Source organism: Pseudomonas sp. TYF_14 (genome assembly GCF_043105275.1).
GTDB lineage: Bacteria > Pseudomonadota > Gammaproteobacteria > Pseudomonadales > Pseudomonadaceae > Aquipseudomonas > Aquipseudomonas alloputida.
In genome coordinates this window covers 50,630-74,046 of record NZ_JBICLK010000061.1, presented here as the reverse complement: position 1 = coordinate 74,046, position 23,417 = coordinate 50,630, and the positions used below count along the sequence as shown (strand labels likewise).

Genomic DNA, 23,417 nt, shown 5'->3' with positions numbered 1-23,417 from the left:
TACCTCGTCTTGTTCTGTTCTGTTCGGTTCAGGCCTGCGCCGCCAGGGTCTGGGCGTGGCGCCGACCACTGGCCAGGTGCACGGCCATGGCCAGCGCAGCGATGGCGCCAGGGATGGCAAAGGCGATGAAATTGAGTTGCAGTGGCAGGTTGATGCCCATCAGCGCACCGCCCAGCAGCGGGCCGACGATGGCGCCATTACGGCCGATGCCCGAGGCCCAGCCCAGGCCGGTAGAGCGCACCGACAGGCCGTACATCTGTGCAGCGCCGGCGTACAGCAGAATCTGTGTACCAATGGTGGTGGCGCCGGCAATGAAGATCAGCAGGTACAGCACCGGCATCGGGCTGTTTACCCCCAGCAGGCTGATCGACAGTGCGGCGGCAATGAAGAACGCCACCTTCACCTTGACCAGGTTGTAGCGGTCACCCAGCCAGCCGCCGAGGATCGCCCCGGCCATGCCGCCAAAGTTCAGTGCCAGCAGGAATGACAGGCTTGAGCCCAGGCTGTAGCCGGCGTTGGCCATCAGCTTTGGCAGCCAGGAGCTCAGGGCGTAGACCATCAGCAGGCAGCAGAAGAACGCAACCCACAGCGCCAGGGTGCGAATCGCCAGGCCATTGCGGAACAGTTCCAGCACCGAAGCGCCGCTGCCTTTGCGGTCGGCCGCCTGAAGCACATCATCGGCCTGGACATCGCAGTCCGGGTCCAGCCGTTTGAGCAATGTGCGTGCTTCCTCGATACGGCCTTGGCGTACCAGGAAGCCGATGGATTCAGGCAGGTAGTAGAGAATCACCGGTAACAGCAGCAGTGGCACCGCTGCGGCGAAGAACATCGACTCCCAGCCAAAACGCGGCAGCATGAAGATGCCGACACCTGCCGACAGCATGCCGCCCAGCGAATAGCCACTGAACATGATCGCCACCAGCGTGCTGCGCAGGCGCTTGGGCGCGTATTCGTTCATCAGTGCCACGGCGTTGGGCATCAGGCCGCCACAGCCCAGGCCGGCGATGAAGCGGTAGATGCCAAACTCGCTCGGGCTGCTGGCAAAGCCATTGAGGATGGTCGCCCCAGAGAACAAGGCGAAACAGATGGCAATGCCCTTCTTGCGCCCGATGCGGTCGGCCAGGCTGCCGAAGGCCAGGGCGCCGAACATCATGCCGAACAGCGCATAGCTGCCCAGTGCACCAGCCTGCAACGGGGTCAGGCCCCACTCTTTCATGATGACCGGCAGTACCACACCGTAGATGAACAGGTCATAGCCGTCGAAAATCAGCAGCAGGCCGCACCAGGCCATGACCATCCAGTGAAACGGGGTAAAGCGCGCATTGTCGATGATCGGGTGTACATCAAGGGTTCGCATGGCATCTGTCGCTCTTGTTTTTGTTGTGGAAGAAAACTTTTGCCTTGAGGTTGCGGTTCAGCCCAGGTCGCCGCCCCCTACCGGCAGGGTCACGCCGGTGATGTACGAGGCTTCGTCGGACGCGAGGAACAGAATGGCCCCCACCTGCTCGTCGATGCTGCCGTAGCGGTGCATCAGGCTGCTGTCGAGGGTCTGGTCGACGATCTGCTGGTACCAGCGCTTTTCCTGCTCGGTTTGCTCTGCACTGTTGCGCGGTACGCGCCGGGGCGGTGCTTCGGTGCCGCCGGGCGCAGTGGCGTTGACGCGGATGCCCCGGCCGGCGGTTTCGAAGGCCAGGCAGGCAGTGAGCGCGTTGACGCCACCCTTGGCTGCGCCGTAAGGCACACGGTTGACGCCGCGGGTAGCGATGGACGAGACATTGACGATGGCGCCACTGCCACGTTCGAGCATGTACGGCAGCGCGGCGTGGCAGCACCACAGGGTGGGGAACAGCGAGCGGCGCACCTCGGCCTCGATCTGCTCGACTTCGTAGTGCTCGAAGGGCTTGGCCCAGATGGTGCCGCCCACGTTGTTGACCAGGATGTCCAGGCGGCCATGGGTTTCCACCGCGCTGGCCATGACCCGGGCGCAATCGGCGTGTTGTTCCAGGTCGGCGGTGAGGGTGAGCATGCCCTCGCCAGCCAGTTCGTGGACCAGCTCGGAACGGTCTACCGCCACCACTTGCGCGCCTTCAGCCTTCAGCCGCCAGCACACGCCCCGGCCGATGCCTTGGGCGGCACCGGTGACCAGGGCAACCTTGCCTTGGAATCTGTTGTTCATATGTAAATCTCCAGTTCGCGAGAGACCCTGTGGCAGCAACTCTCTTGCTCAAAGCCTGAAAGGCTGCGCGATCACTGTGGGAGCGGGCTCGCCCGCTCCCACAGGGTCGGCGTATTGCTTTGAATCAGGGAGCGTCAGGCCGCAGCCGCAAACTTCTCGTAGTAGAAGTTGGCCGGGGTAATGCCCTGCTCACGCACGTACTGGCTGACCGCTTCCACCATGGGTGGCGGGCCGCACAGGTACACATCCACATCGCCGTCATTGAGGTGGCGTGGCTCGATGTGCTGGGTGACATAGCCCTTCTGCGGGTACTGGCTGTCCGGGTTGGCGACGCAGGCGCTGTAGGTGAAGTTGGGGATGCGTGCCGCCAGCGCTTGCAGGCGGTCGAGTTCGACCAGGTCAAAGTCGTTGGTCACGCCGTAGATCAGGTGCAGCGGGTGCTCGCTGCCCTGCTCGGCGATCTTCTCCAGCATCGCGGTGAACGGTGCCAGCCCGGTACCACCGGCCAGCAGCAACAGCGGGCGCTGGATCGGCCGCAGGTAGAAGCTGCCCAACGGCCCGGCCAGGCTCAGGCTGTCGCCAGCTTTGGCAAGGTTGGTCAGGAAGCTGCTCATCAGCCCACCCGGTACGTTGCGGATCAGGAAGCTGACTTCGCCGTCCTTCTGCAGCGAGCTGAACGAGTAGGCCCGGCTCTGCTCGCTACCCGGAACCTTCAGGTTGACGTACTGCCCCGGGAGGAAGGCCAGACGGTTCAGGGCCTCACCCTTGATCGACAGGGCAATGGTGCTGACCGACAGTTGGCGCACATCGCTGATGGCGGCCTCGAAAGTGGCCTGCTCGGTCTTGCACAGCTGCGACGAAGCCGGGATGCGGATGACGCAGTCGCTTTCGGCGCGCATCTGGCACGTCAGCACGTAACCTTCGGCGATTTCGTCTTCGCTCAAGGCGTCTTCGATGAAGTTGTCGCCAAGGTCATAACGACCGGACTCAGCCTTGCACTTGCAGGTCCCGCAAGCGCCGTCGCGGCAGTCCAGCGGAATGTTCATGCCTTGGCGGTAAGCGGCGTCGGCCACGGTTTCCTGACCGGTGGCCTCAATGAAACGGGTAACCCCGTCTTCGAAATTCAGTGCGATCTGGTAGCTCATGTTGCACCTCGCGGGCGAGCCAGGCCACGGCGCGTCACAAGACGCACCGGGCAATGCTCGAAAAACCCTATATCAGATGTGGTAGATGTCGATGACCTGGCGGACGTAGTCGTTCTTCAGCACCACCTTCTTGGCCTTGATCAGCGGCTGCTCGCCGCGCAGGTCGAGGGTGTAGAAGCTGGTGCCGAAGTAACTGTCGGTGGTCTTGTAGCGGAAGCTCAGGGTGTGCCAGTTGAAGCGCACCTGGCAGTTGTCCTCGCCCTGCTCGACGATCTCGATGTTGCTGATGTTGTGCGAGGTGCGGGTGTCGGGCACGGTCGCACTGGAGCGCTCGGTCTTGATGCGGAACACACGGTCTTCCAGGCCGCCACGGTTGCCGTACCAGATCAGCGAGATTTCGCTTTGTGGGTCTTCGGTGAGGGTGTCGTCATCGTCCCAGCTCGGCATCCAGAAGCTGGCATCGCTGGCGTACAGTTCCAGCCACTGGTCCCACTGGGCATCGTCCAGGTAGCGCGCTTCGCGGTACAGGAAGTCGCGCACGGTGTCATACAGGCTCATTGCACGGCCTCCACGGGGATCAGCTGCTGTTCGTCCTTGAGGGCCTGGATCATGGTGTCCTGCCAGTACTTGTGCTGCAGCACGAACAGGCCTTCGTCCTCGGTGCGCACGCCCGACAGCAGGGGTTCGAGTTCAATCTCCTTGGCCGCCTCATCGGCGCCTTCGACCCAGTGTTTCGCGCCACGGGACATGTCGTTCCAGCCAGTGCCGCCGCCATAGCCGGTCTGGCACGAGCGGAATTCTTCCAGGTCGTCCGGGGTGGCCATGCCGCTGACGTTGAAGAAGTCTTCGTACTGGCGAATACGCTTGGCACGAGCATCGGCGCTCTCGCCTTTCGGCGCGATGCAGTAGATGGTGATTTCGGTCTTGTTCACCGAAATCGGCCGGGCAACGCGGATCTGCGAGCTGAACTGGTCCATCAGGTACACGTTGGGGTACAGGCACAGGTTGCGCGAGTTTTCGATCATCCAGTCGGCACGTGCCTGGCCGAAATCGGCGGCCAGTTGGTCGCGGCGCTCATAGGCCGGGCGGTCTTCCGGGTTGGCCCAACGGGTCCACAGCAGCAGGTGGCCGTGGTCGAAGGAATAGAAACCGCCGCCCTGCTTGGCCCAGGCGCCAGCACTCATGGTCTTGATCTCGTCACCCGCCTCGCGCTGCTTGCGCTGGTTCTGGGTGGCGGCGTAGTTCCAGTGCACGGAGCTTACGTGGTAGCCGTCAGCGCCGTTTTCGGCGGTGAGCTTCCAGTTGCCTTCGTAGATGTACGAGCTGGCACCGCGCAGCACTTCCAGGCCTTCAGGCGACTGATCGACGATCATGTCGATGATCTTCGCCGACTCGCCCAGGTGCTCGACCAGCGGCTTCACATCGGCGTTCAGGCTGCCGAACAAGAAGCCCCGGTACGACTCGAAGCGTGCCACCTTGGTCAGGTCGTGGGAGCCGTCGCAGTTGAAGCTGTCGGGGTAGCCGGCGTTGCTGGGGTCTTTCACTTTCAGCAGTTTGCCGCTGTTGTTGAACGTCCAGCCGTGGAACGGGCAGGTATAGCTGGAACGGTTGCCGCGCTTGTGCCGGCACAGCATGGCACCGCGGTGGCTGCAGGCGTTGAGGAAGGCATTGAGCTCACCGTCCTTGTTGCGCGCGATGAAAATCGGCTGGCGCCCCATGGTCAGGGTGAGGAAGTCATTCTTCTCGGGGATCTGGCTTTCGTGGGCCAGGTAGATCCAGTTGCCCTCGAAGATGTGTTTCATCTCCAGGTCGAACAGCCGTGGGTCGGTGAACATCTCCCGCTTGCAGCGGTAGATGCCCTTTTCACGGTCGTCCTCGAGCATGGCATTGAGGTAGTCGAATCCCAGGGACATGGCCAGGGTCTCCCTTGTTATTGTTTAGACCTGGTCAGGTTAGGGAGACGGCTGGCGGGGGGCTATCCGGATTGTGCAGAACGTTATCCAGATTTACGGATGTTCGGTACTTTTTCGGTAACTTCAGAAAATGGCAATGCTTCGAACAACTCACGCTTTTCTAAAAATCCTTTTGCAGCTACCAGGTGTCGATCAACCCATTGTTTGATACTTAACACCTCCTGCAATGTCTCCCGGGCTGCTTGGGCATCCACCGGGAGACGTTCCTTCTCAAAGTGCTTTACAGCCAGGTTAAAACGATTCGCTCTGCTTTGGAACCAGCCAGCAGCTCGCTTTAGTCGCTGTACGTCATTTGGGTGCCACGATTGGTTTCTTTTGGCGTGTTTTATCCTGGCTGGGAGGGTACTGTCGAATTCATCCACTGCCTTCTGCACACCGAGGGTTTTCAAGGCCGGAGCTTTTTGACCCCACTGATATGATGCCGCCGAGCGGAGTCCCCATCGCTTGGTAAATAAACCGCCCGCAATGAAGCTGCTGGGCGGATAGTCAACGTGACCAGTTGGAACGTGACCACTCGGATCCACTTTGTTCACTGGATCACCCTTGCAATAACAATACGCATTGGCCCCCCCATCACCGAACGGGCTCAAGCTGTCTGGCGCATTGAACCGCATCAGCACCGGGCTGAATGCGCGATATCCATCGCCCAGCAAATAGTGCCCCGTGAGAGTGTCTTTCCGCTGGCCGGTGAATCGCAACAACGCTGATGCATCAGTATTTTGGCTGTCCCAGCCATACGCCGTGTAGTGCATCAGGTTCGTTGCATTTCGCCCAATGCATCCCTGAACCGAGCCTTGTAGATCCGCTGCGTAAAGCGCTGCCTGGACATCATCACGCTGCGCCAGCGTCCGGCCTGCTGCGCGCACCAAAGCCGAAGCTTCTGCGCCAACATATTTGACCAGCGAAAGTCCTTCGGGAGCGTAGAAATAAATTTGTTTCTGCGACTGCTGCATGGCTGTGACCATTCGTCCGGCATAGAACTAATGGTGGTTTAACAGCAAAGCGCTCGCAACTGGCATAAATGCCAGGTCTACAAGCCAAACGCCGTCACGCGCGCCGCTTGAATGTCTGTGAAGGCAACTCGCCAAACTGCTGCCGATAAATCTCGGAAAACCGCCCCAGATGAAGGAAACCGTAATCCAGGGCCAATTCCGTCACACTGCGCACGCCACAAGTAGGGTCGCTCAGGCAGGCATGCACCCGTTCCAGTTTCCGCTGGCGCACGTAATGCTTGGGCGTGATGCCCAAGTGCTGGTCGAACAACGCATACAGCGAACGCAAACTCATGCAAGCCTGCTCCGCCAGCACTTCAGCCGACAATTCCAGTTTCAGGTTGCGTTCGATGTAATCAAGAATGCGCTCTAGCCCGGCCTCCGGGGCACTGAGGCTCTCGCGGCGGATATTGGTGCTCATCAGAGTCAGCAGCTTGCTGGCGACAATCTGGCTGTAATGGCCCTGCACCCTGGGCAGCGAATCGCTCACTTCCGCCTCATGACAAACCATGGCCAGCAGGTTCACGAAGCCATCCAGCTCATCCAGCCGGTAATGATTGCGCAAGAACCGCACGCCCCCATCAGGCCGCTGCCAGCGCTGTTCATCGCAGATCGAGTCCAGCAGCCGGGTCGGCACCTTGAGGATGAACTTCTCGCAGTCTTCCGAGTAAGTCAGGTCAACCGGGTCGTCCGGGTTGATCAGCAGCAGCTCGCCCGGCACCAGGTGCTGCTCGCGCTTGTGCCCGCGCCACAGGCAGTTGCCATTAAGCAAGACTTGCAGGTGGTAGATGGTTTCCAGCGCGGGCGACGTCACGCGAACACTGCCGCCATAGCTGATACGGCACAGGTCGAGCTCGGCGAACTTGCGATGGCTGAGGCTGGCCTGGGGGTGGGTGGTGCGGGACAGACCGATGCAATGCTGGCCTACATGCTGGTTCACATAATCGGACACAGCGTAAGGGTCGGCGTGGTGAAACACGCTACTGCGCTCGCTCAGCAGGCGGCTTTCCATAGGCAAGGCACTCGGTCTCGTTATTGTTCTGGTCGCCGCGCCCTACCGCCTTGTGAGCGGTGGTTGCGGTCATCACGGTCATTCTATCGGGCTGGCAGCGCGTCGCAGGGGCAGGCGACAGCCGGCGGATAGGGGACACTACAGCAAAAAGGCGGGGGTTGGGCAATGCAACGATGGGATTGGCTGGGCGGATAGCGGACAGCTGCGGAGTCATGTGTGTTCGTTTATCGAACAGTATCTTCCGGTACTTGCGGGGCCTGCACGTGACGGCGGACCAGGCGCTCCCGCAACGACCGTCATTCACTGCACCGGTAGGAAGTTCATCAGCAACAGGCTTTGCGCGTAATTCAAGCCAATGCGCCGATAACGCTCATCCAGCAACTCGGCCAACAAGTCCAGCCGCGCGACGATCTTGCCGAACTCAACGGCAAAACTCAGGTTGCTGCCCTCCTCCGAGATTTCGTTAGAGAACAGCAGCAACACCCCATTGGCATCTTGCCGCTGGCTGAGCATCCATGTTGCCTTCTCGATATTGCGCGCGGCGTTGTTGACGAACAGGGGGTCGATGGTATCGGTCATGTAGAACTCGGTACGCCCGCCATGCGCGGTGATCAGCATGCTGCCGATGGCGTAGATGAAGGCGCCGACCCGATCCCCGCGAAACTCCGGGCTAAGGGCGTAGCTCAATGCCGCCAGGTCACGGCGGTTGCCCAGTTGCGGCAGCGGCCGGCGCTGTTCGATGGCGATGCGGATCTGTCGCTCGGCAGTGGCGGCGTCAAGGTAGCCAGACATCTTCCACTGGCTGGGGTTGCGCAGGTACAGCTTGTTCATCAGCAGGTACAGGCTTTGCAGGTTGTCGCGCATCGACAGCGTGGCCAGGCGGTCGACGCTGGTCTGGAACAGCTCGCTGGGTTTGCCGTTGCCGAGCTGGTTGACCATGTCACGGCCCTGCTGCTGCGTACAGGCGCACAGGCATGCCAGGGCACCTGTCAGTAGCAGGCGGGGGAGGAAATTCGCGTAGCTTGCAACCATCGGCACCGGGTCGATATTCGGCGGCTGCGCCGGGAGTCAGCGCGGCCTGGCCAAGCATAGAGCCCGAAAATGGGAAAAAGTGCGGTGGCTGGAGAGAATGCAAACCTGTGGCGGCCTCTTCGCGGGTAACCCGCTCCCACAAGAAGGGACTCGCCCGCGAAGAGGCCAGGAGCGAAGAACCCGGATCACATGGCGTGGCGCAACATCTCCAGCACCTGCGCATGCAGCACAGGGTCACCACAGGCCACCACACACCCGCCATCCTGCGCCGAACTGCCATCCCACGCGGTGATCACGCCACCCGCCCCTTCGATAATTGGCATCAGCGCCTGTACGTCATACGGCTGAAGGCTCGCTTCGACGATCACGTCGACAAAGCCCGAGGCCAGCATGCAGTAGGCATAGCAATCACCGCCATAACGCATCAACCGCGCCTTGCCGGCGACCGCTTCGAATGCCGCCTTGCGCTCGGCGGTGTCGAACATGTCCGGTGTGGTGCACATCAGCGTGGCGGCAGACAGGTCGGCGCAGGCACGCGTCTTCAGGGGCGTGCCACTGCGCCAGGCGCCTGCCGGGGTACCCACGAAACGTTCGCCGGTGAACGGCTGGTTCATCACCCCCAGCACGGGGCGGGTGCCGTCATTCAGGGCAATCAAGGTGCCCCACAGCGGCAAGCCGGTAATGAAGGCGCGGGTGCCATCGATCGGGTCCAGCACCCAGGTCAACGGGCTGCTGCCCACCGCAACGCCGGCCTCTTCGCCAAGAATGCCGTGTTCGGGGTAACGCGCCTGGATCAACTCACGCATGGCGTCTTCAGCGGCCTTGTCGGCCACGGTCACCGGGTCGTACAGACGCCCGCCCTTGTCCTCGACATCCAGGCTGGCGCGGAAGTACGGCGCGATCGCTGCAGCGGCAGCATCGGCCAATTGCTCGGCAAAGGCGCGATACTCAACGATCTGTTCAGCACTCAGGGACATGGGACGGGCCTCGTGACAATGATGGGGCACGCATCATACCCGACACATCGCCCCGCTGTACGCTGCGGCAGTCTAGACTGAACATGATCAGGTCACCGGGGGGCTGCCACACGTGGAGGTGTGCGATGAGCCAGTTCAAACGTCTGTTCGTCATGCTCGGCCCGCAAATGCGTCATACGCCTGCGCTGCAACGCGCGGCGGCGTTGGCAGAGTCCAGCGGTGCCCTGCTGGATATCAATGTGTTCGTCGACGACGTCGACACCTTTGGCTTGATGAGCGATGGTCGTGAGCGTGAACGGCTGCTCAGCGACAACCGCCAATGGCTGGCGGATGAGGCCGAACAGCTGAGCGATGCCGGTGTGGACGTATCCACCGAGCTGTTGTTGACCCGCGACCCGCTGGGCAGCGTACTGGAACGGGTCGAACGGCTGGGCTGCGATCTGTTGGTCAAGGACGTACAGCACGAGCCCGTACTCAAACGCCTGCTGGTCACGCCGCTGGACTGGCAGTTGCTCAAGGACAGCCCGGTCGCCGTGCATCTGGTCAGCGACATTCGCCTGCCCCTGCCACGGCAGATCGCCGCCACGGTGGACCTGAACAGCCATGGCGCTGGCGAGCACCTGGACGAGCAGGTCATCCACTGCGCCCATGACCTGGCCCTGCAGTGCAACGCCGAACTGCACCTGCTGCATGTGTGCGACGCGGCCAAGACCCACATCGCCGACTTCGGCGCCGGTACGGTCACCATGCCCGGCTTCGACAGCAGTGTGCGAACCGCGCAGCGGGCTGCGTTCAACCGCCTGGGCGACCATCACCAGATCCCGCTGGAGCGCCGGCACTTCCTCGAAGGGGCCGCGATCAGGGCCATTGCCCAGTTCGTCGGCCACAACCGGGTGGACGTGATCGTCATGGGCAGCCACCGGCATGACGCCATGCAGACATTCCTCGGCGGGACAACGGCGCATGTGCTGGAACACCCGCTGTGCAATGTGTTGGCGATCAAGGCTGTTCGCTGAGCTTCAGCAGGCTGCCCAGGGGCCAGGCAGGAATAACCTTGTACTGCGAAGAGGCACTTCCAGCCACAGAGCAGTTTCTAACCTGTCGGCCCCTTCGCAGTGCCTGCAGGCACTGTTGTCACTGACGCTTCATCTTTCTTGGTTTCTGGTACACCAGTGCCACTCAAAATTAATGCATTTGATAATGATTCGTAGTATGTTCGCGGCATTTCCCGACCCAGCCCTTAGCGCCCTATTCAAGGACCGTACCGTCGATGCGCCGCACGTTCGTTTCGCTTTGTGTGCTTCATGCTGTCTCCCCGCTGGCCTTTGCCGAGCCTGAAACGCTCAGCGACCCTAACCAGATCGAACTCCAGGCCCTGAGCATCACCAGTACTGCCGACAGCGAACGCGCCGACGGCCCGGTCGAAGGCTACAAGGCCACCCGCTCGGCCAGTGCCACCCGCACCGACACGGCGCTGCACGAAACCCCGCAATCGGTCAGCGTGGTGCCCAACGATGTGCTGGTAGACACGGGCGCCACGCGCCTGCAGGAAGGCCTGGACTACGCCGGTGGTGTCGGCCGCGCCAACAACTTCGGTGGCCAGGGCCTGACAACCTTCACTGTGCGTGGCTTCACGACCGGCGAGTTCTATCGCAACGGCTTTCCGATCAACCGCGGCTACCCCAACGCCCCGGATGCCAACACCGTCGAACGACTGGAGGTCATCCGTGGCCCGGCCAGCAGCCTGTACGGCCGTGGCGACCCCGGCGGTACGTTCAACGTGGTCAGCAAGCAGCCGTTGCCGGAGTCCAAGGTCACCCTTGGCAGCCAGTTCGACGACCAGGGCATGCACCGTGCCACCCTCGATGCCACCGGGCCGCTGAGCCAGGACGGCTCGCTGGCCTACCGCCTGAACGTACTGGGTGAAGGCGGCGACAGCTTCCGCGACGATGTCGAAAGCGAACGCTACGATGTCGCCCCTGTTATCAGCTGGCAGGTCAACGACGCCACGAAGATCACCTTCGAAGGCGACTTCATGCGCAACAACCACCCCCTCGATCGCGGCCTGACCCGCTACCCCACCCAGACTGGCAGCGCCTCGCGCGATACCTACATCTGGGAGAAAGGCAGCGACAACCTGCTGCACAACGACAACAACATGGCCCAGGTGCGCTTCGAGCACCTGCTCAACGACAACTGGACGCTGGGCGGTGGATTCCAGTACCTCGATGGCTCGCTCAAGGGTAATGCGGTCGAGGGGAGCAATTTACTGGCAGACGGCCGCACCCTGCAGCGGAACTTCAACTACCGCAAGCTGGAATGGACCGACCGTGACTGGCAATTGAACCTGACCGGGCATTTCGATACCGGTACGCTCAGCCACACCCTGCTGACAGGCATCGAGTACGAGAACTATCACTACAGCTCCATCATCCGACGTTCCAGCGCGTCCTACCCGATCGACATCTACGACCCGGTACTCGGCCAACCGAGACCGGCGCTGGCTGCGGTCCCAACGACCTGGGACAGTGAGAACCTGCAGACCTGGGCCTTCTTCATCCAGGATCAGGTGGCGCTGACCGAGCGTCTGAAGGCGTTGGCTGGTGTACGCTTCGAGCGCTTCGAGCACGATTACGACGATAAGCGACCTGCCAATCGGGACTTCAGCAAGGGCGAAAACGGCGTCACGCCACGCTTTGGCCTGATCTACGACCTGACTGACACCGTGGCGGTCTATGCCAATACTGCGCGCTCGTTCAAGCCCAACACAGGCACGCCTGCCAGCGGCGGTGGCTTCGACCCGGAAAAGGGCAAGTCGTACGAGCTGGGTGTGAAATGGGAAGCGTTGGACCGGCAGTTGAGCGTCGACGCGGCGATCTATCAGATCACCAAGGAAAACGTCCTGACTCGCGACCCGAACGACTCGACCAATACCTACAGCATTGCCGCCGGCGAAGTGCGCAGCCGTGGCCTGGACATCAACGTCGCCGGCAACCTCACCCCCGAATGGCGCATGATCGGTGGCTATGCCTACGTCGACGCCGAAGTCACCAAGGACACCACCCTGCCCAAGGGAACGCACCTGGCCAATATCCCGCGCAACACCTTCAGCCTGCTGAACACCTACGAGTTCCAGGATGGCCTGGCCAAAGGCCTTGGCCTGGGCGTAGGCGTGAAGTATGTAGACGACCGTGCAGGGCAGACATCGGCAGCCACCTACACGATGGAACGCTACAGCGTGGTCGACCTGTTGAGCTTCTACAAGGTCAACGAACACGTGCGGTTGAACCTGGACGTGAAGAACGTGTTCAACAAGGGGTATGACGAGGGCGCGTTCAACAGCTACGTATACCCCGGCGCACCGCGCACGGTGCAGGCCGGCGTTTCCTATACCTTCTGAATTGCCGGGGCCGCGCAGTGGCCCCGTAATGTCAGAACGCTGTGCTGTAGAACAGCGAGTACGACTCTATGCCGTCGTTTGGCTGCTTTATCCCGGCGTTGGAGTAGTGCATGGCACGGATGCCTACCTTCTGTTCTCCCGGCAACTTCAGGCCAAAGCCGATACGGTCTTCAAAGTTGACCGCCGACCCCAGTCGCTGGTCGCCCACGTCGGTCTTTGAAAACGCTGCCAGGCCAATACCTGCCTCGATGTAAGGCGTGTAGGTAAAGCCGCTGAACTCATACGTGAACACCGGGCTGAACGACAGCGAATGCGCACCACTGGCATCGCCACCTTCCCAATAGGTGTAGGCCGCATCCCAGTAACCGCTCACATGGCCGGTGCTGCTTTCCAGCCATTTCTTGTCCCAGTCGAACGACATGCCGATACGGTAAGTCATGTCACCTTGGCCGGTGGCACCCACGGCACCTGATATCTGCGCAGCCTGGACCAGATCGGCCCCGGCAAAGGCCAGCACTGCTACGGCCAGCGAAGCTGCTAGACGGGTTTTCATCAACGACTCTCCTGATGGTCTACACGGCAAGCGGGGGCTTGGGCCCCTCGATGTTTTGCGCTGACCGGTGCATCCAGACCGGTCATACGAAGTAATACTTTTCTGATTATTGTCCAGATAATCAGAAAGTTGGAAGTGTATTGCCACTATTGGCTAAATCACTTGGTAAAGATGTGCCTGCCGGGCACAGGAATTCGCGAGGCGTGACCTGACCCCAGGCAGGAGTACAGGCGTACTCCTGCCCGACTTTTCATCAACGCCAGTTAAGGTTAACGGTCGTGGGCGCCTTGCCCGTGACGGTCGCCCACTGCTGCACCGCCTGGCCTTGGGCATTGCCAATGACCTTGTATTTGCCGGGAGGCAATTGCACATACAGCAGCGGCCCGGCATCGCTGACACTGAGTACGGGCTGGCCCTGGGCATTCTGGATATCGACGGTGGCCCCGCTCTGGAACTTGCCTTCCGGGCCGGTCGAAAGCTCTACGTGCAGGTCATAACCCGTGGTCTTGCGCAGGGCATTGGCCTCGTCCTGGCCGATACCGCCCTGCAGGTAGCGCACGCCATTCTGCTCCTGCGGTTGCAACTGCACGGCCTGCATGTCGATGGGGGCATTGAGGTCGGCAGCGGCGGCCAGGGTCCATGGCAGGGCCAGGGTGATCAGCAAGGCAGCGCCGAGCGCATAGTGATGGTTACGCATGGTACGACCCTCCTTTCGAGGATGGCTTACCTATTATCTGATCCTCCCAGCGAAAGGGTGTTCGTGCTGATGCCTGGTCATGTCGGTGAAATGCACTTCAGATAATCAGGTTATCGAGTGAAAACATCAGCTTGCGCGGCCTTCTTCAAGCAACTTCACGAACATGCTCAAACTGCGTGAGACCGTACCTCGTCGCCAGACCAGCCAGGTTTTCAGATAGCGGAAGTCCTCCGACATTGGCCAGGCGCTAACGGTGCTGCACCCGGGCATATTGTCGAGCATGCTGCGCGGCAGCATGGCCAGGCCGGCACCCGCACTGACGCAGGCCAACATGCCGTGGTACGACTCCATTTCGTGAATCTTGCCCGGTACCGCCTGGTCCTGCACGAACCAGTTTTCGAAGTGATGGCGGTATGAACAGTTGGCGCGGAAGGCGTAGATGCTTTCACCGTTCACGTCCTGCGCGCGGGTCACCGGTGTATGGTTGAGCGGCGCAATGACCATCATCTCTTCCTCGAACACCGGTATGCCCTCCAGCGTCGGGTGCAGCACCGGGCCGTCGACGAACGCGGCCACCAGGCGGCCAGACAACACGCCTTCGAGCATGGTCCCGGAGGGCCCGGTGGACAGGTCAAGGTCAACCTTGGGGTAGCGCTGGTTGTAGGCGGCCAGCAGCGCCGGGATGCGCACCGCCGCCGTGCTTTCCAGCGATCCGAGGGCAAAGGTGCCCTGCGGGTCTTCACCCGCCACGGTCAGCCGCGCCTCATGGACCAGGTCGAGGATGCGCCGGGTGTATTCGAGGAAGTTCCAACCCGCAGGCGACAGGCGCAGGCGGCTCTTCTCGCGAATGAACAGCTCTACACCCAGGTCCTCCTCCAGTTGCTTGATGCGCGTGGTCAGGTTCGACGGCACCCGATGGATGTGCTGCGCGGCGGCGCTGATGCTGCCCTGCTCTGCCACAGCCTTGAAGATCTCCAGTTGCACCAGGTCCACAGCCATTCTCCAAACGTGAATGTTTCGCTCATTATTATTCAGTTTTCATTAAAGCCATAGCCCACTAGTCTGGCCTCACTGATTAACAACATCGAGAGTGTCCCGCCATGAGCGCGATCAGCAGCCTGACCCACGCCATCTCCCTCGACCCGTACAGCGGCGAGCAGATCGGCGCCTACCCGTTCGACACCGACGCCGCACTGGAAGCGGCGCTGCAACGCGCCAAGGTTGGCTACCGCCAGTGGCGCCAGGTGTCGCTGGGTCAGCGCAGCGAGTACCTGCTGGCCCTGGCCGACACCCTCGAAGCCAAGGCTGAAGCTTTCGCGCACATGATCAGCCGCGAAATTGGCAAGCCGATCGCCCAGGCTCGCGGTGAAGTCAGCAAGTGTGTAGGCCTTTGCCGCTGGTACGCCGAGCACGGCCCGGCCATGCTCGCCGCCGAGCCGACCCAGGTCGAAAAAGCCCGTATCGAATACCGCCCGCTGGGCCCGATCCTGGCCGTGATGCCGTGGAACTTCCCGGTCTGGCAGGTGCTGCGCGGCGCCGTGCCGGCGATTCTGGCGGGTAACACCTACGTGCTCAAGCACGCACCGAACGTGATGGGCAGCGCCTACCTGATGGCTGAGCTGTTCAAGGATGCCGGCCTGCCGGAAGGCGTGTTCGAAGTGCTGAACGTGACCCCGGATGGCGTCACCCGCGCCATCAACGATCCGCGCATCGCCGCCGTGACCCTGACCGGCAGCGTGCGTGCCGGCATGGCGATTGGTGCACAGGCCGGCGCCGCGCTGAAGAAGTGCGTGTTGGAGCTGGGAGGCTCCGATCCCTTCATCGTGCTGGCCGATGCCGACCTGGATGCCGCCGTCCAGGCCGCGGTGATAGGCCGCTACCAGAACACCGGCCAGGTGTGCGCCGCCGCCAAGCGCCTGATCGTGGAAGCCAGCATCGTCGACGCGTTCACCCGCAAGTTCGTTGAAGCCACTCGCCAGTTGAAAGTCGGCAACCCGCTGGAGGACGACACCTATATCGGCCCGATGGCCCGCTATGACCTGCGCGACGAGTTGGATGGCCAGGTTCAGGCGACGTTGGCCGAAGGCGCCACGTTGCTGCTGGGCGGCAACAAGGTCGAAGGCGTGGCCAACTTCTACGCGCCGACCGTGTTCGCCAATGTCACCCCGGACATGACCGCGTTCAAGCAGGAGCTGTTCGGCCCGGTAGCGGCGATCATCACTGCACGCGATGCCGACCATGCCGTGGAACTGGCCAACGACAGCGAGTTTGGCCTGGCCTCGACCATCTACACAGCCGACTATGCGCTGGCCGAACGCATGACCGCCGCACTGGATACCGGTGGCGTGTTCATCAACGGCTACTGCGCTTCGGACCCCCGCGTGGCGTTTGGTGGCGTGAAGAAGAGCGGTTTCGGCCGTGAGCTGTCGCACTTTGGTGTGCGCGAGTTCACCAATGCCCAGACCGTGTGGCTGGACCGTAACTGATTCATGACCCTGGGGCTGCTTTGCGGCCCCAGCTGCTTCAATCCCGAACCTGGTCCTTGACCCAGTCCAGCATCCCCCCCGGCACGATCAATTCATGCCGCGCCCGCGAACAGGCGGTATACAACCCCGCCAGCATACGCGCCCGTTCATTGCGGTTACCCGCCACCTGTGGCGCCACCATCAGCTCCGGCGACACCATCACCCGGGCAAACTCCATGTTCTTCACATCCCGTACTCGCCCCAGGAACAGCTTCGGCGCCTTGTCCCAGCGGTAACGGCTCTTGGCTTTGGCAAAGTGCTCCGGCGTGTAGCCTTTGCGCAGCATGTTGGCCACGGCGACGAACGCTTTGTCATCGCCCTTGTCCTGTTCCAGCGCCTGCCAGCTGGCATAGCGGAACAGCATCGGGTGGCGCGGCCGGGTGCCGTAGCGGTACAGCTCGATGCAGTCCTCGACGAACAGTTCAAAGTCCTTGCGAGCGCTTTTCAGCAACAAGAACGGCACCCCCTGATGCGTGAGGCGCTGGAACCAGCCAAACAGGCCCCATTCATCATCGACGATAAGCGCCGTGGGCTGTTCCGGCACCATCACCGTATCGAAGAAGCTGACCCGGGTGTAGTGCTCGGCGCTGCCACTGAAGGCCGCCTGGATCGTGGCCGGGTGCGCCTGGATCAACGGGTTGAGCACATTGTCCATTGCCGGCCCGGCGCGCAGTGAATGGTCGATGCAGCGTTGCCGGATGAAGCTGCCATGGTGCGGGCTGAGGCCGTTGAGGTTTTGCAGTTCGTCACCCAGGGTAATGATCGACTGCGGACTGCGATCGAGTACCGCCAGCATCGGTGCCGACAGCTCGTGGGCTTCGTCGACGATGACATGAGTGTAACGGCTGTCGATCACATGCTCGGTCAGCGACAGCAGCTTGACCCGGTGGTAGTCACGCACCGGCAGCTGAATGTCCCGCGCCGACGGGCGAATCAGCTCTTGCCAGTACAGGCGTGCCTTTTCCAGCAGCACCTCCTGATCCAGCGGCGAGGTGCCAGGCCCGGCCCAGGGCAAGTGGTGCAGCTGAAGCTGGGTATCGGCACTGTGGCAGAACGTGCGCACGGCGCGGATACACAAGGCAACCACATCACGCGCTGCGAGCGGGCCGATATCTGGGATGGACAGCCAGCGCACCACTTGCGCTTCCTGGGGGCGCCAGGACAGCTTGGTGCGGTACGGATCGCGCAATCGCCAGCCGTTGCTGGTGAGGTCACGGTTGAGCAGCTCGTCAGCCAGTTGGCCGAAGGTCAGCGCGGTATAGGCGGCAGCGTCCTTGACCCGCGCCTGCAGCGCGCGCAACTGGCCTTCAGTCAAGGCCAGCAGCAAGGTGCGCTGTGGCTCCAGCAGCCGGGCGAACTGGTGAATCAGGAAGGTCTTGCCGGTGCCGGCGAAACCTTGCACAGCCACAGACTCGTCGATGCCACTGAGGAATTCGCGCAGCAGGCGGTTCTGCTGGTCGCTGAGCATCAAGTCACTGGCCAGCGACGGCAGGTACACCGGGTGCAGCGGCGTGGCCCGTTGGCGGTAGCGGTCGGCGAACTGGAAGTTCCACTGGCCTTCGTCATCCAGCCATTCGTCCGCCTGGTACTGCACTTCGGCCGACAGCAGTGCAATGCCGTTTTCGCCCAGCATGCCCAGGCCCATGGCGAACGCTTCGCGATCGAATTGCTGTGCTACCTGGGCCTGGAAGCGCCCGGGGGCGACACCTTCGACTTCGTTGGCGATGCGCACGATTTCGGCGAAACGACGCTCCTGCGCGTCGGCCGAGGCGGTGGCAGGCTGGCGTGGCAGGTTTTGCACGAACAGAACGGTAGCGGCATCGACAACACTGGCGGTGGTGAAGAACTCGGTAACGGCCGCGCTGGCGAGGCGGTCGGCCTGGTCGCTGGGCAAAGGCAGGTAGAACATCGGCACCTCGGGTGAAATCAGGGCGGCACGATAGCAACTTTTGGCGTGGAATGCTGGGTTCAGTGTTGCCTGGGCTGGCCGCCTCAAACCCTGCAGCGCTTCAATGTTTCACTGGGAAACTCCTTGAACAACTGCCGGTAACTCTCTGAAAACCTTCCTAAATGCCAGAACGACCAGCGCATCGCCACCTCGGCCACGGTCACGCCGCCACCGCGCAACAGATCACGCCGCGCACCGTTGAGCCGGCGCAGGCGCAGCCAGTGCGCCGGCGGCATGCCGGTAAACGCCTTGAACGCCTGCTGCAACTGGCGCAGGGAAACCCCAGCCACGTCTGCCAGCTCAAGCAGATTCAGCGTCTCTTCCGGGCAGTCGGCCGCCCATTCGCTGACCCGGTGCATGATCGCCCTTTCCTCGTCCCGCCGCCCCAGGGCCACGCCCTGCAAACGCTGGCTGGCGTTGTCGAGAATGAACAGGCAGTCCTCCAGCAGCTGCTCAGCCAGGGCCTGCCCTTGCAACGGGCAACCCTCCTCGCCCAACCGGGTCAAGGTGGCGCTGAGCCAGCTGCCGAACAGCGCATTCTGGCCGCTGCCCAGTGGCACCATGAACAACCCTTCCAGGCGCTGCGGGTCCAGGCCATGGCGGGCCAGAAAGGCCTGGTCGAACACGACCGCCACCTCCTGGTAGTTCTCCGGCGTGATCCAGATATTGCGGCTTTGTTCGTTCAGCAGGTACAGGCTGTTCTCGCTGCGGTCGAAGCAAAACGCCAGCGAGCCGCTTGGCGCGCGAAAGAATTGCTCCACCCGGGTGTTCAGGCGCTCTTCGTACACCTCCACACCATCCAACCCCAGACACCGCAGCTCACCGCTGAAGTACCCGGGCGACATCTGCCGGTACTGCTGCTGCCAGCCAGGGGTGGCGCGCACTTGCTCGGTGACGTCAGTGGTGTGGAAAGCCTGGACCTTCAACGCATTGGCGGTTGTCACACATCGTCCTGTATGCACTCTTTTGGTGCATTCGATACTGAAGAAAGTGGATAGATCGCCCCGGGGGGCTGCGACCAAGATAGTCTGCAGCGCGTCACCTGGGAAGCGTAACGCCTTCGCAACTGTCCAACGGTTTTCGCAAGCGCCCACGCTCCCCCACTAAAACCCAACCAAGAGGTCTGTATGAACGCCCCCTTCGATCAGCTGTCCACCTGGCTGAAAGAACACCGGATCACCGAAGTCGAATGCGTGATCAGCGACTTGACCGGCATCGCCCGCGGCAAGATTGCGCCTACCGCCAAGTTCCTCCATGAGCGAGGCATGCGTCTGCCAGAAAGCGTGCTGCTGCAGACGGTCACCGGCGACTACGTCGACGATGACATCTATTACAACCTGCTCGACGCCGCCGACATCGACATGGTCTGCCGCCCCGATCCCACCGCCGTTTACCAGATCCCGTGGGCGATCGAGCCAACCGCGATCGTGATCCACGACACCTTCGACAAGCAAGGCAACCCTATCGAGCTTTCGCCACGCAACGTCCTGAAAAAGGTGCTCAAGCTGTACGCCGACAAGGGCTGGCAGCCGATCGTCGCGCCCGAGATGGAGTTCTACCTGACCAAGCGCTGCGAAGACCCGGATTTGCCACTGCAGGTACCACTGGGGCGTTCCGGCCGTGCTGAAAGTGGCCGCCAGTCGTTCTCGATCGACGCCGCCAACGAATTCGACCCACTGTTCGAAGACGTCTACGACTGGTGCGAGATCCAGGGCCTGGACCTGGATACGCTGATCCACGAAGACGGCCCGGCGCAGATGGAGATCAACTTCCGCCACGGCGACGCGCTGGACCTGGCCGACCAGATCACCGTGTTCAAGCGCACCATGCGCGAGGCCGCGCTCAAGCACAACGTGGCCGCCACGTTCATGGCCAAGCCGATCACCGATGAACCCGGCAGTGCCATGCACCTGCACCAGAGCGTGGTCGACATCGCCACTGGCAAACCGATCTTTGCCAACGAAGACGGCAGCATGAGCCAGCTGTTTTTGCATCACATCGGCGGCTTGCAGAAGTACATCCCCAAGCTGCTGCCGATGTTCGCGCCCAACGTCAACTCGTTCCGCCGCTTCCTGCCGGATACCTCGGCACCGGTCAACGTCGAGTGGGGCGAAGAAAACCGCACGGCCGGCCTGCGCGTGCCCACCTCCAGCCCTGAGGCGATGCGGGTGGAAAACCGCCTGCCGGGCGCCGATGCCAACCCGTACCTGGCCATCGCTGCCAGCCTGCTGTGCGGCTACCTGGGCATGGTCGAGCAGATCGACCCTAGCGCACCGGTGCAGGGCCGCGCCTATGAACGCCGCAACCTGCGCCTGCCGATCACCATCGAGGATGCGCTGCAGCACATGGAGGACTGCGAAACCGTGCAGCAGTACCTGGGCAAGCAGTTCGTCCAGGGCTACGTGGCGGTCAAGCGCGCCGAGCACGAGAACTACAAGCGCGTCATCAGCTCATGGGAGCGTGAATTCCTGATGCTGAGTGTCTGATCCACCGCGGGGGTGCTTTGCACCCCATGCACAGGCAAGCCTGCTCCGAACTCGAAGAACAAGACCAACGAGGTGTTCCCATGCGTCATCTGCAAGCCCTGATCCCCGCTGCATTCACCCTGCTGTTCGCCACCACCACCCAGGCCGCGCCCACGGTCAGTGTGTACAACTGGACCGACTACATCGGTGACACCACCCTGGCCGACTTCCAGGCCAGCAGCGGAATCAAGGTGGTCTATGACGTGTTCGACTCCAACGAAACCCTTGAAGGCAAGCTGTTGGCCGGGCGTACGGGTTATGACGTGGTGGTACCGTCCAACCACTTCCTCGCCCGCCAGGCCCAGGCCGGCGCCTTCCTGCCATTGGACCGCAGCAAGCTGCCGAACTGGCAGCACCTGGACCCCAAACTGCTCAAGCAACTTGAACAGAACGACCCCGGCAACCAGTACGCCGTGCCTTACCTGTGGGGCACCAATGGCATCGGCTACAACGTCGACAAGGTCAAGGCGGCACTGGGTGTGGACCATATCGACTCGTGGGCGGTGCTGTTCGAGCCCGAAAACCTGAAAAAGCTCAAGCAGTGCGGCGTGGCATTCATGGACTCGCCCGACGAGCTGTTCCCGGCCGTGCTCAACTACCTGGGCATGGACCCGCGCAGCGAAAAACCGGGCGACTACGCCAAGGCCGAGGCCCGCCTGCTCGAACTGCGCCCCTACATCACCTACTTCCACTCCTCCAAGTACGTCTCTGACCTGGCGAACGGTGATGTCTGCATCGCGTTCGGCTACTCCGGCGACGTGTTCCAGGCTGCCAACCGCGCCGTAGAGGCGAAAAACGGCGTGAAGGTCGCCTACAGCATTCCCAAGGAAGGCAGCAACCTGTGGTTCGACCTGCTGGCCATCCCCAAGGACGCCAACAACCCCGAGCAGGCCCTGGCGTTCATCAACTACCTGCTCGACCCCAAAGTGATTGCCAAGGTCAGCGCCACGGTCGGCTATGCCAACGCCAACCCGGACGCCAAGGCCTACATGGATGCATCGCTGGTGAACAACCCCGAGATCTACCCACCCCAGGAGGTGCTGGACAAGCTGTACATCTCCAGCACCCCGAGCCCGAAAATCATGCGCGTCATGACCCGCTCCTGGAGCAAGATCAAGTCCAACCGCTGAGTCGAGAACGCTCATGTCTTTCAATACCCAACACACCGCCTCGTACTACGCCGCCACAGCGCGCGACGCGGCACCCTACCCCAGCCTGGACAGCGAACTGACGGCCGACGTATGCGTGATCGGCGGCGGACTGACTGGGGTCAATACAGCCCTGGAGCTGGCCGAGCGCGGCCTCTCGGTGGTGCTGCTGGAAGCCCGACGCATCGGCTGGGGCGCCAGTGGGCGCAACGGCGGCCAGCTGATTCGCGGTATTGGCCATGATGTCAGCGGCTTTGCCCGGCATGTCGGCCAGGACGGTGTGCGCTACCTGAAGCAGGCCGGCATCGACTCAGTGGAACTGGTGGCCGAGCGCATCGCCCGCTACGGCATTGCCTGCGATCTGCGCTGGGGCTTCTGCGAACTGGCCAACACCGCGGCGCAGTTCGCCGCCTTCAAGGAGGAACAGGACGACCTGGCCGCCCTGGGCTATCGCCATGAAACACGCCTGGTCAGCGCCGGGCAGTTGAACGAAATCGTCGCCAGCGACCAGTACGCTGGCGGCCTGGTCGACATGGGCTCGGGCCACCTGCACCCGCTGGATCTGGTGCAGGGCGAAGCCCGCGCGGCCCACAGCCTGGGCGTGCGCATTTTCGAACAAAGCCCGGTGCTGCGCATTGAGCACGGGCCCAGGTTGACGCTGCACACGGCGCGCGGCAAGGTGCGCGCAAGCAGCCTGGTGCTGGGCTGCAACGCTCACCTGGATGAACTGGAACCGCGCCTGAGCGGCAAGGTACTGCCGGCCGGCAGCTATGTGGTGGCCACCGAACCCTTGCCCGAAGCGCTGGCCAGCAGCCTGATCCCGCAGAACATGGCGCTGTGCGACCAGAAGGTCGGCCTGGACTACTACCGCCTCACCGCAGACCGCCGCCTGCTGTTCGGCGGCGCCTGCCACTATTCTGGACGACACCCCAAGGACATCGCTGCCTATATGCGGCCCAAGGTGCTGAAAGTATTCCCGCAACTGGCCAACGTGCGCATCGACTACCAGTGGGGTGGCATGATCGGCATCACCGCCAACCGTTTCCCTCAGGTCGGGCGCCTGAACCAGCACCCTAACGTGTATTACGCCCAGGGCTATTCCGGGCACGGGCTGAACGTGACGCACTGGACGGCGAAACTGCTGGCCGAAAGCATCGCCCTCGGCCACAGCCACGGCCTGGATGTGTTCAGCGCCGTGCCGCACCTGACCTTCCCTGGCGGCAAGGCCCTGCGCTCACCCCTGCTGGCACTGGGCATGTTGTGGTACCGCTTGCGTGAGGCCCTGGGTTGAGTGGGCAGCAACGTTTGCAGCGC

20 protein-coding genes are annotated in these 23,417 nt (G+C 62.2%); 6 read left to right on the top strand and 14 right to left on the bottom strand.

Going from position 1 to position 23,417, the window contains the following annotated elements:
* Positions 1 to 28: 28 nt before the first annotated feature.
* The 9 genes from ACF8O8_RS16515 to hisN form a co-directional block, all read right to left on the bottom strand.
* Entirely contained in the window at positions 29 to 1,357 is a 1,329-nt protein-coding gene (locus ACF8O8_RS16515; RefSeq protein WP_064491966.1) for an aromatic acid/H+ symport family MFS transporter, read from the bottom strand.
* Positions 1,358 to 1,414: 57 nt separating this feature from the next.
* Entirely contained in the window at positions 1,415 to 2,176 is a 762-nt protein-coding gene (locus tag ACF8O8_RS16510) for a 1,6-dihydroxycyclohexa-2,4-diene-1-carboxylate dehydrogenase (RefSeq protein ID WP_010954051.1), read from the bottom strand.
* A gap of 134 nt (positions 2,177 to 2,310) precedes the next feature.
* A complete protein-coding gene (gene benC, locus ACF8O8_RS16505; RefSeq protein ID WP_392510002.1) occupies positions 2,311 to 3,321 on the bottom strand; it encodes a benzoate 1,2-dioxygenase electron transfer component BenC in 1,011 nt (336 codons plus the stop codon).
* A 72-nt stretch (positions 3,322 to 3,393) separates the two neighbouring features.
* The gene (benB, locus tag ACF8O8_RS16500; protein ID WP_010954049.1) at positions 3,394 to 3,879 is read right to left on the bottom strand and encodes a benzoate 1,2-dioxygenase small subunit; all 486 of its coding nucleotides are present in this window, start codon (positions 3,877 to 3,879) and stop codon (positions 3,394 to 3,396) included.
* Positions 3,876 to 5,234 carry a benzoate 1,2-dioxygenase large subunit gene (gene benA, locus ACF8O8_RS16495; protein ID WP_004374325.1) on the bottom strand — a complete coding sequence of 453 codons (1,359 nt, stop codon included), beginning with the start codon at positions 5,232 to 5,234 and terminating at the stop codon, positions 3,876 to 3,878. The genes benB and benA overlap by 4 nt, the downstream gene beginning before the upstream one ends.
* A gap of 83 nt (positions 5,235 to 5,317) precedes the next feature.
* Positions 5,318 to 6,247, bottom strand: coding sequence for an RHS repeat-associated core domain-containing protein (locus ACF8O8_RS16490; protein ID WP_110771845.1), 930 nt, complete (start codon positions 6,245 to 6,247; stop codon positions 5,318 to 5,320).
* A 94-nt stretch (positions 6,248 to 6,341) separates the two neighbouring features.
* Positions 6,342 to 7,298 (bottom strand): benABC operon transcriptional activator BenR, encoded by a 957-nt coding sequence (gene benR / locus ACF8O8_RS16485; protein WP_392510001.1) that lies wholly within the window; start codon positions 7,296 to 7,298, stop codon positions 6,342 to 6,344.
* Positions 7,299 to 7,598: 300 nt separating this feature from the next.
* The gene (locus ACF8O8_RS16480) at positions 7,599 to 8,330 is read right to left on the bottom strand and encodes a hypothetical protein (RefSeq protein WP_019751653.1); all 732 of its coding nucleotides are present in this window, start codon (positions 8,328 to 8,330) and stop codon (positions 7,599 to 7,601) included.
* Between the two features lie 185 nt (positions 8,331 to 8,515).
* Positions 8,516 to 9,307, bottom strand: coding sequence for a histidinol-phosphatase (gene hisN, locus ACF8O8_RS16475; RefSeq protein ID WP_392510000.1), 792 nt, complete (start codon positions 9,305 to 9,307; stop codon positions 8,516 to 8,518).
* Positions 9,308 to 9,432: 125 nt separating this feature from the next.
* Here hisN and ACF8O8_RS16470 point away from each other — a divergent pair, with 125 nt between their 5' ends.
* A complete protein-coding gene (locus tag ACF8O8_RS16470) occupies positions 9,433 to 10,323 on the top strand; it encodes a universal stress protein (protein WP_010954044.1) in 891 nt (296 codons plus the stop codon).
* A 254-nt stretch (positions 10,324 to 10,577) separates the two neighbouring features.
* Complete coding sequence (locus ACF8O8_RS16465; protein WP_392509999.1) at positions 10,578 to 12,707, top strand: TonB-dependent siderophore receptor; 2,130 nt, start codon at positions 10,578 to 10,580, stop codon at positions 12,705 to 12,707.
* A gap of 31 nt (positions 12,708 to 12,738) precedes the next feature.
* On the opposite strand, the gene ACF8O8_RS16460 is transcribed toward ACF8O8_RS16465, so the two are convergent.
* The 3 genes from ACF8O8_RS16460 to ACF8O8_RS16450 all read right to left on the bottom strand — a co-directional run bounded on the left by ACF8O8_RS16460 (position 12,739) and on the right by ACF8O8_RS16450 (position 14,950).
* Positions 12,739 to 13,260: an acyloxyacyl hydrolase gene (locus ACF8O8_RS16460; protein WP_020193020.1), complete on the bottom strand. Its 522-nt coding sequence runs from the start codon at positions 13,258 to 13,260 to the stop codon at positions 12,739 to 12,741.
* Positions 13,261 to 13,513: 253 nt separating this feature from the next.
* Positions 13,514 to 13,957 (bottom strand): hypothetical protein, encoded by a 444-nt coding sequence (locus ACF8O8_RS16455; RefSeq protein ID WP_010954041.1) that lies wholly within the window; start codon positions 13,955 to 13,957, stop codon positions 13,514 to 13,516.
* Positions 13,958 to 14,083: 126 nt separating this feature from the next.
* Complete coding sequence (locus tag ACF8O8_RS16450; protein ID WP_004374302.1) at positions 14,084 to 14,950, bottom strand: LysR family transcriptional regulator; 867 nt, start codon at positions 14,948 to 14,950, stop codon at positions 14,084 to 14,086.
* 107 nt (positions 14,951 to 15,057) lie between these two features.
* Between ACF8O8_RS16450 and ACF8O8_RS16445 the strand changes: the two genes are divergently transcribed.
* A complete protein-coding gene (locus ACF8O8_RS16445; protein WP_392509998.1) occupies positions 15,058 to 16,443 on the top strand; it encodes an aldehyde dehydrogenase family protein in 1,386 nt (461 codons plus the stop codon).
* Between the two features lie 37 nt (positions 16,444 to 16,480).
* On the opposite strand, the gene ACF8O8_RS16440 is transcribed toward ACF8O8_RS16445, so the two are convergent.
* Entirely contained in the window at positions 16,481 to 18,391 is a 1,911-nt protein-coding gene (locus tag ACF8O8_RS16440) for an AAA family ATPase (protein ID WP_049587821.1), read from the bottom strand.
* An 83-nt stretch (positions 18,392 to 18,474) separates the two neighbouring features.
* A complete protein-coding gene (locus ACF8O8_RS16435) occupies positions 18,475 to 19,374 on the bottom strand; it encodes a helix-turn-helix domain-containing protein (protein WP_049587807.1) in 900 nt (299 codons plus the stop codon).
* A 183-nt stretch (positions 19,375 to 19,557) separates the two neighbouring features.
* Here ACF8O8_RS16435 and ACF8O8_RS16430 point away from each other — a divergent pair, with 183 nt between their 5' ends.
* The 3 genes from ACF8O8_RS16430 (at position 19,558) to ACF8O8_RS16420 (ending at position 23,394) form a co-directional block, all read left to right on the top strand.
* A complete protein-coding gene (locus ACF8O8_RS16430; RefSeq protein WP_010954037.1) occupies positions 19,558 to 20,916 on the top strand; it encodes a glutamine synthetase family protein in 1,359 nt (452 codons plus the stop codon).
* 80 nt (positions 20,917 to 20,996) lie between these two features.
* Entirely contained in the window at positions 20,997 to 22,085 is a 1,089-nt protein-coding gene (locus ACF8O8_RS16425) for a polyamine ABC transporter substrate-binding protein (protein WP_010954036.1), read from the top strand.
* 13 nt (positions 22,086 to 22,098) lie between these two features.
* The gene (locus ACF8O8_RS16420; protein WP_010954035.1) at positions 22,099 to 23,394 is read left to right on the top strand and encodes an FAD-binding oxidoreductase; all 1,296 of its coding nucleotides are present in this window, start codon (positions 22,099 to 22,101) and stop codon (positions 23,392 to 23,394) included.
* Positions 23,395 to 23,417 lie beyond the last annotated feature (23 nt).

Excerpts from the sequence above, each read along its gene's own strand:
- benA (WP_004374325.1), bottom strand. The coding sequence starts at position 5,234 with ATGTCCCTGGGATTCGACTACCTCAATGCCATGCTCGAGGACGACCGT.
- ACF8O8_RS16510 (WP_010954051.1), bottom strand. The coding sequence starts at position 2,176 with ATGAACAACAGATTCCAAGGCAAGGTTGCCCTGGTCACCGGTGCCGCC.
- hisN (WP_392510000.1), bottom strand. The coding sequence starts at position 9,307 with ATGTCCCTGAGTGCTGAACAGATCGTTGAGTATCGCGCCTTTGCCGAG.
- ACF8O8_RS16430 (WP_010954037.1), top strand. The coding sequence starts at position 19,558 with ATGAACGCCCCCTTCGATCAGCTGTCCACCTGGCTGAAAGAACACCGG.
- ACF8O8_RS16420 (WP_010954035.1), top strand. The coding sequence starts at position 22,099 with ATGTCTTTCAATACCCAACACACCGCCTCGTACTACGCCGCCACAGCG.
- ACF8O8_RS16470 (WP_010954044.1), top strand. The coding sequence starts at position 9,433 with ATGAGCCAGTTCAAACGTCTGTTCGTCATGCTCGGCCCGCAAATGCGT.
- ACF8O8_RS16425 (WP_010954036.1), top strand. The coding sequence starts at position 20,997 with ATGCGTCATCTGCAAGCCCTGATCCCCGCTGCATTCACCCTGCTGTTC.
- ACF8O8_RS16440 (WP_049587821.1), bottom strand. The coding sequence starts at position 18,391 with ATGTTCTACCTGCCTTTGCCCAGCGACCAGGCCGACCGCCTCGCCAGC.
- ACF8O8_RS16490 (WP_110771845.1), bottom strand. The coding sequence starts at position 6,247 with ATGCAGCAGTCGCAGAAACAAATTTATTTCTACGCTCCCGAAGGACTT.
- ACF8O8_RS16455 (WP_010954041.1), bottom strand. The coding sequence starts at position 13,957 with ATGCGTAACCATCACTATGCGCTCGGCGCTGCCTTGCTGATCACCCTG.
- benB (WP_010954049.1), bottom strand. The coding sequence starts at position 3,879 with ATGAGCCTGTATGACACCGTGCGCGACTTCCTGTACCGCGAAGCGCGC.
- benC (WP_392510002.1), bottom strand. The coding sequence starts at position 3,321 with ATGAGCTACCAGATCGCACTGAATTTCGAAGACGGGGTTACCCGTTTC.
- benR (WP_392510001.1), bottom strand. The coding sequence starts at position 7,298 with ATGGAAAGCCGCCTGCTGAGCGAGCGCAGTAGCGTGTTTCACCACGCC.
- ACF8O8_RS16465 (WP_392509999.1), top strand. The coding sequence starts at position 10,578 with ATGCGCCGCACGTTCGTTTCGCTTTGTGTGCTTCATGCTGTCTCCCCG.
- ACF8O8_RS16445 (WP_392509998.1), top strand. The coding sequence starts at position 15,058 with ATGAGCGCGATCAGCAGCCTGACCCACGCCATCTCCCTCGACCCGTAC.
- ACF8O8_RS16480 (WP_019751653.1), bottom strand. The coding sequence starts at position 8,330 with ATGGTTGCAAGCTACGCGAATTTCCTCCCCCGCCTGCTACTGACAGGT.
- ACF8O8_RS16515 (WP_064491966.1), bottom strand. The coding sequence starts at position 1,357 with ATGCGAACCCTTGATGTACACCCGATCATCGACAATGCGCGCTTTACC.
- ACF8O8_RS16460 (WP_020193020.1), bottom strand. The coding sequence starts at position 13,260 with ATGAAAACCCGTCTAGCAGCTTCGCTGGCCGTAGCAGTGCTGGCCTTT.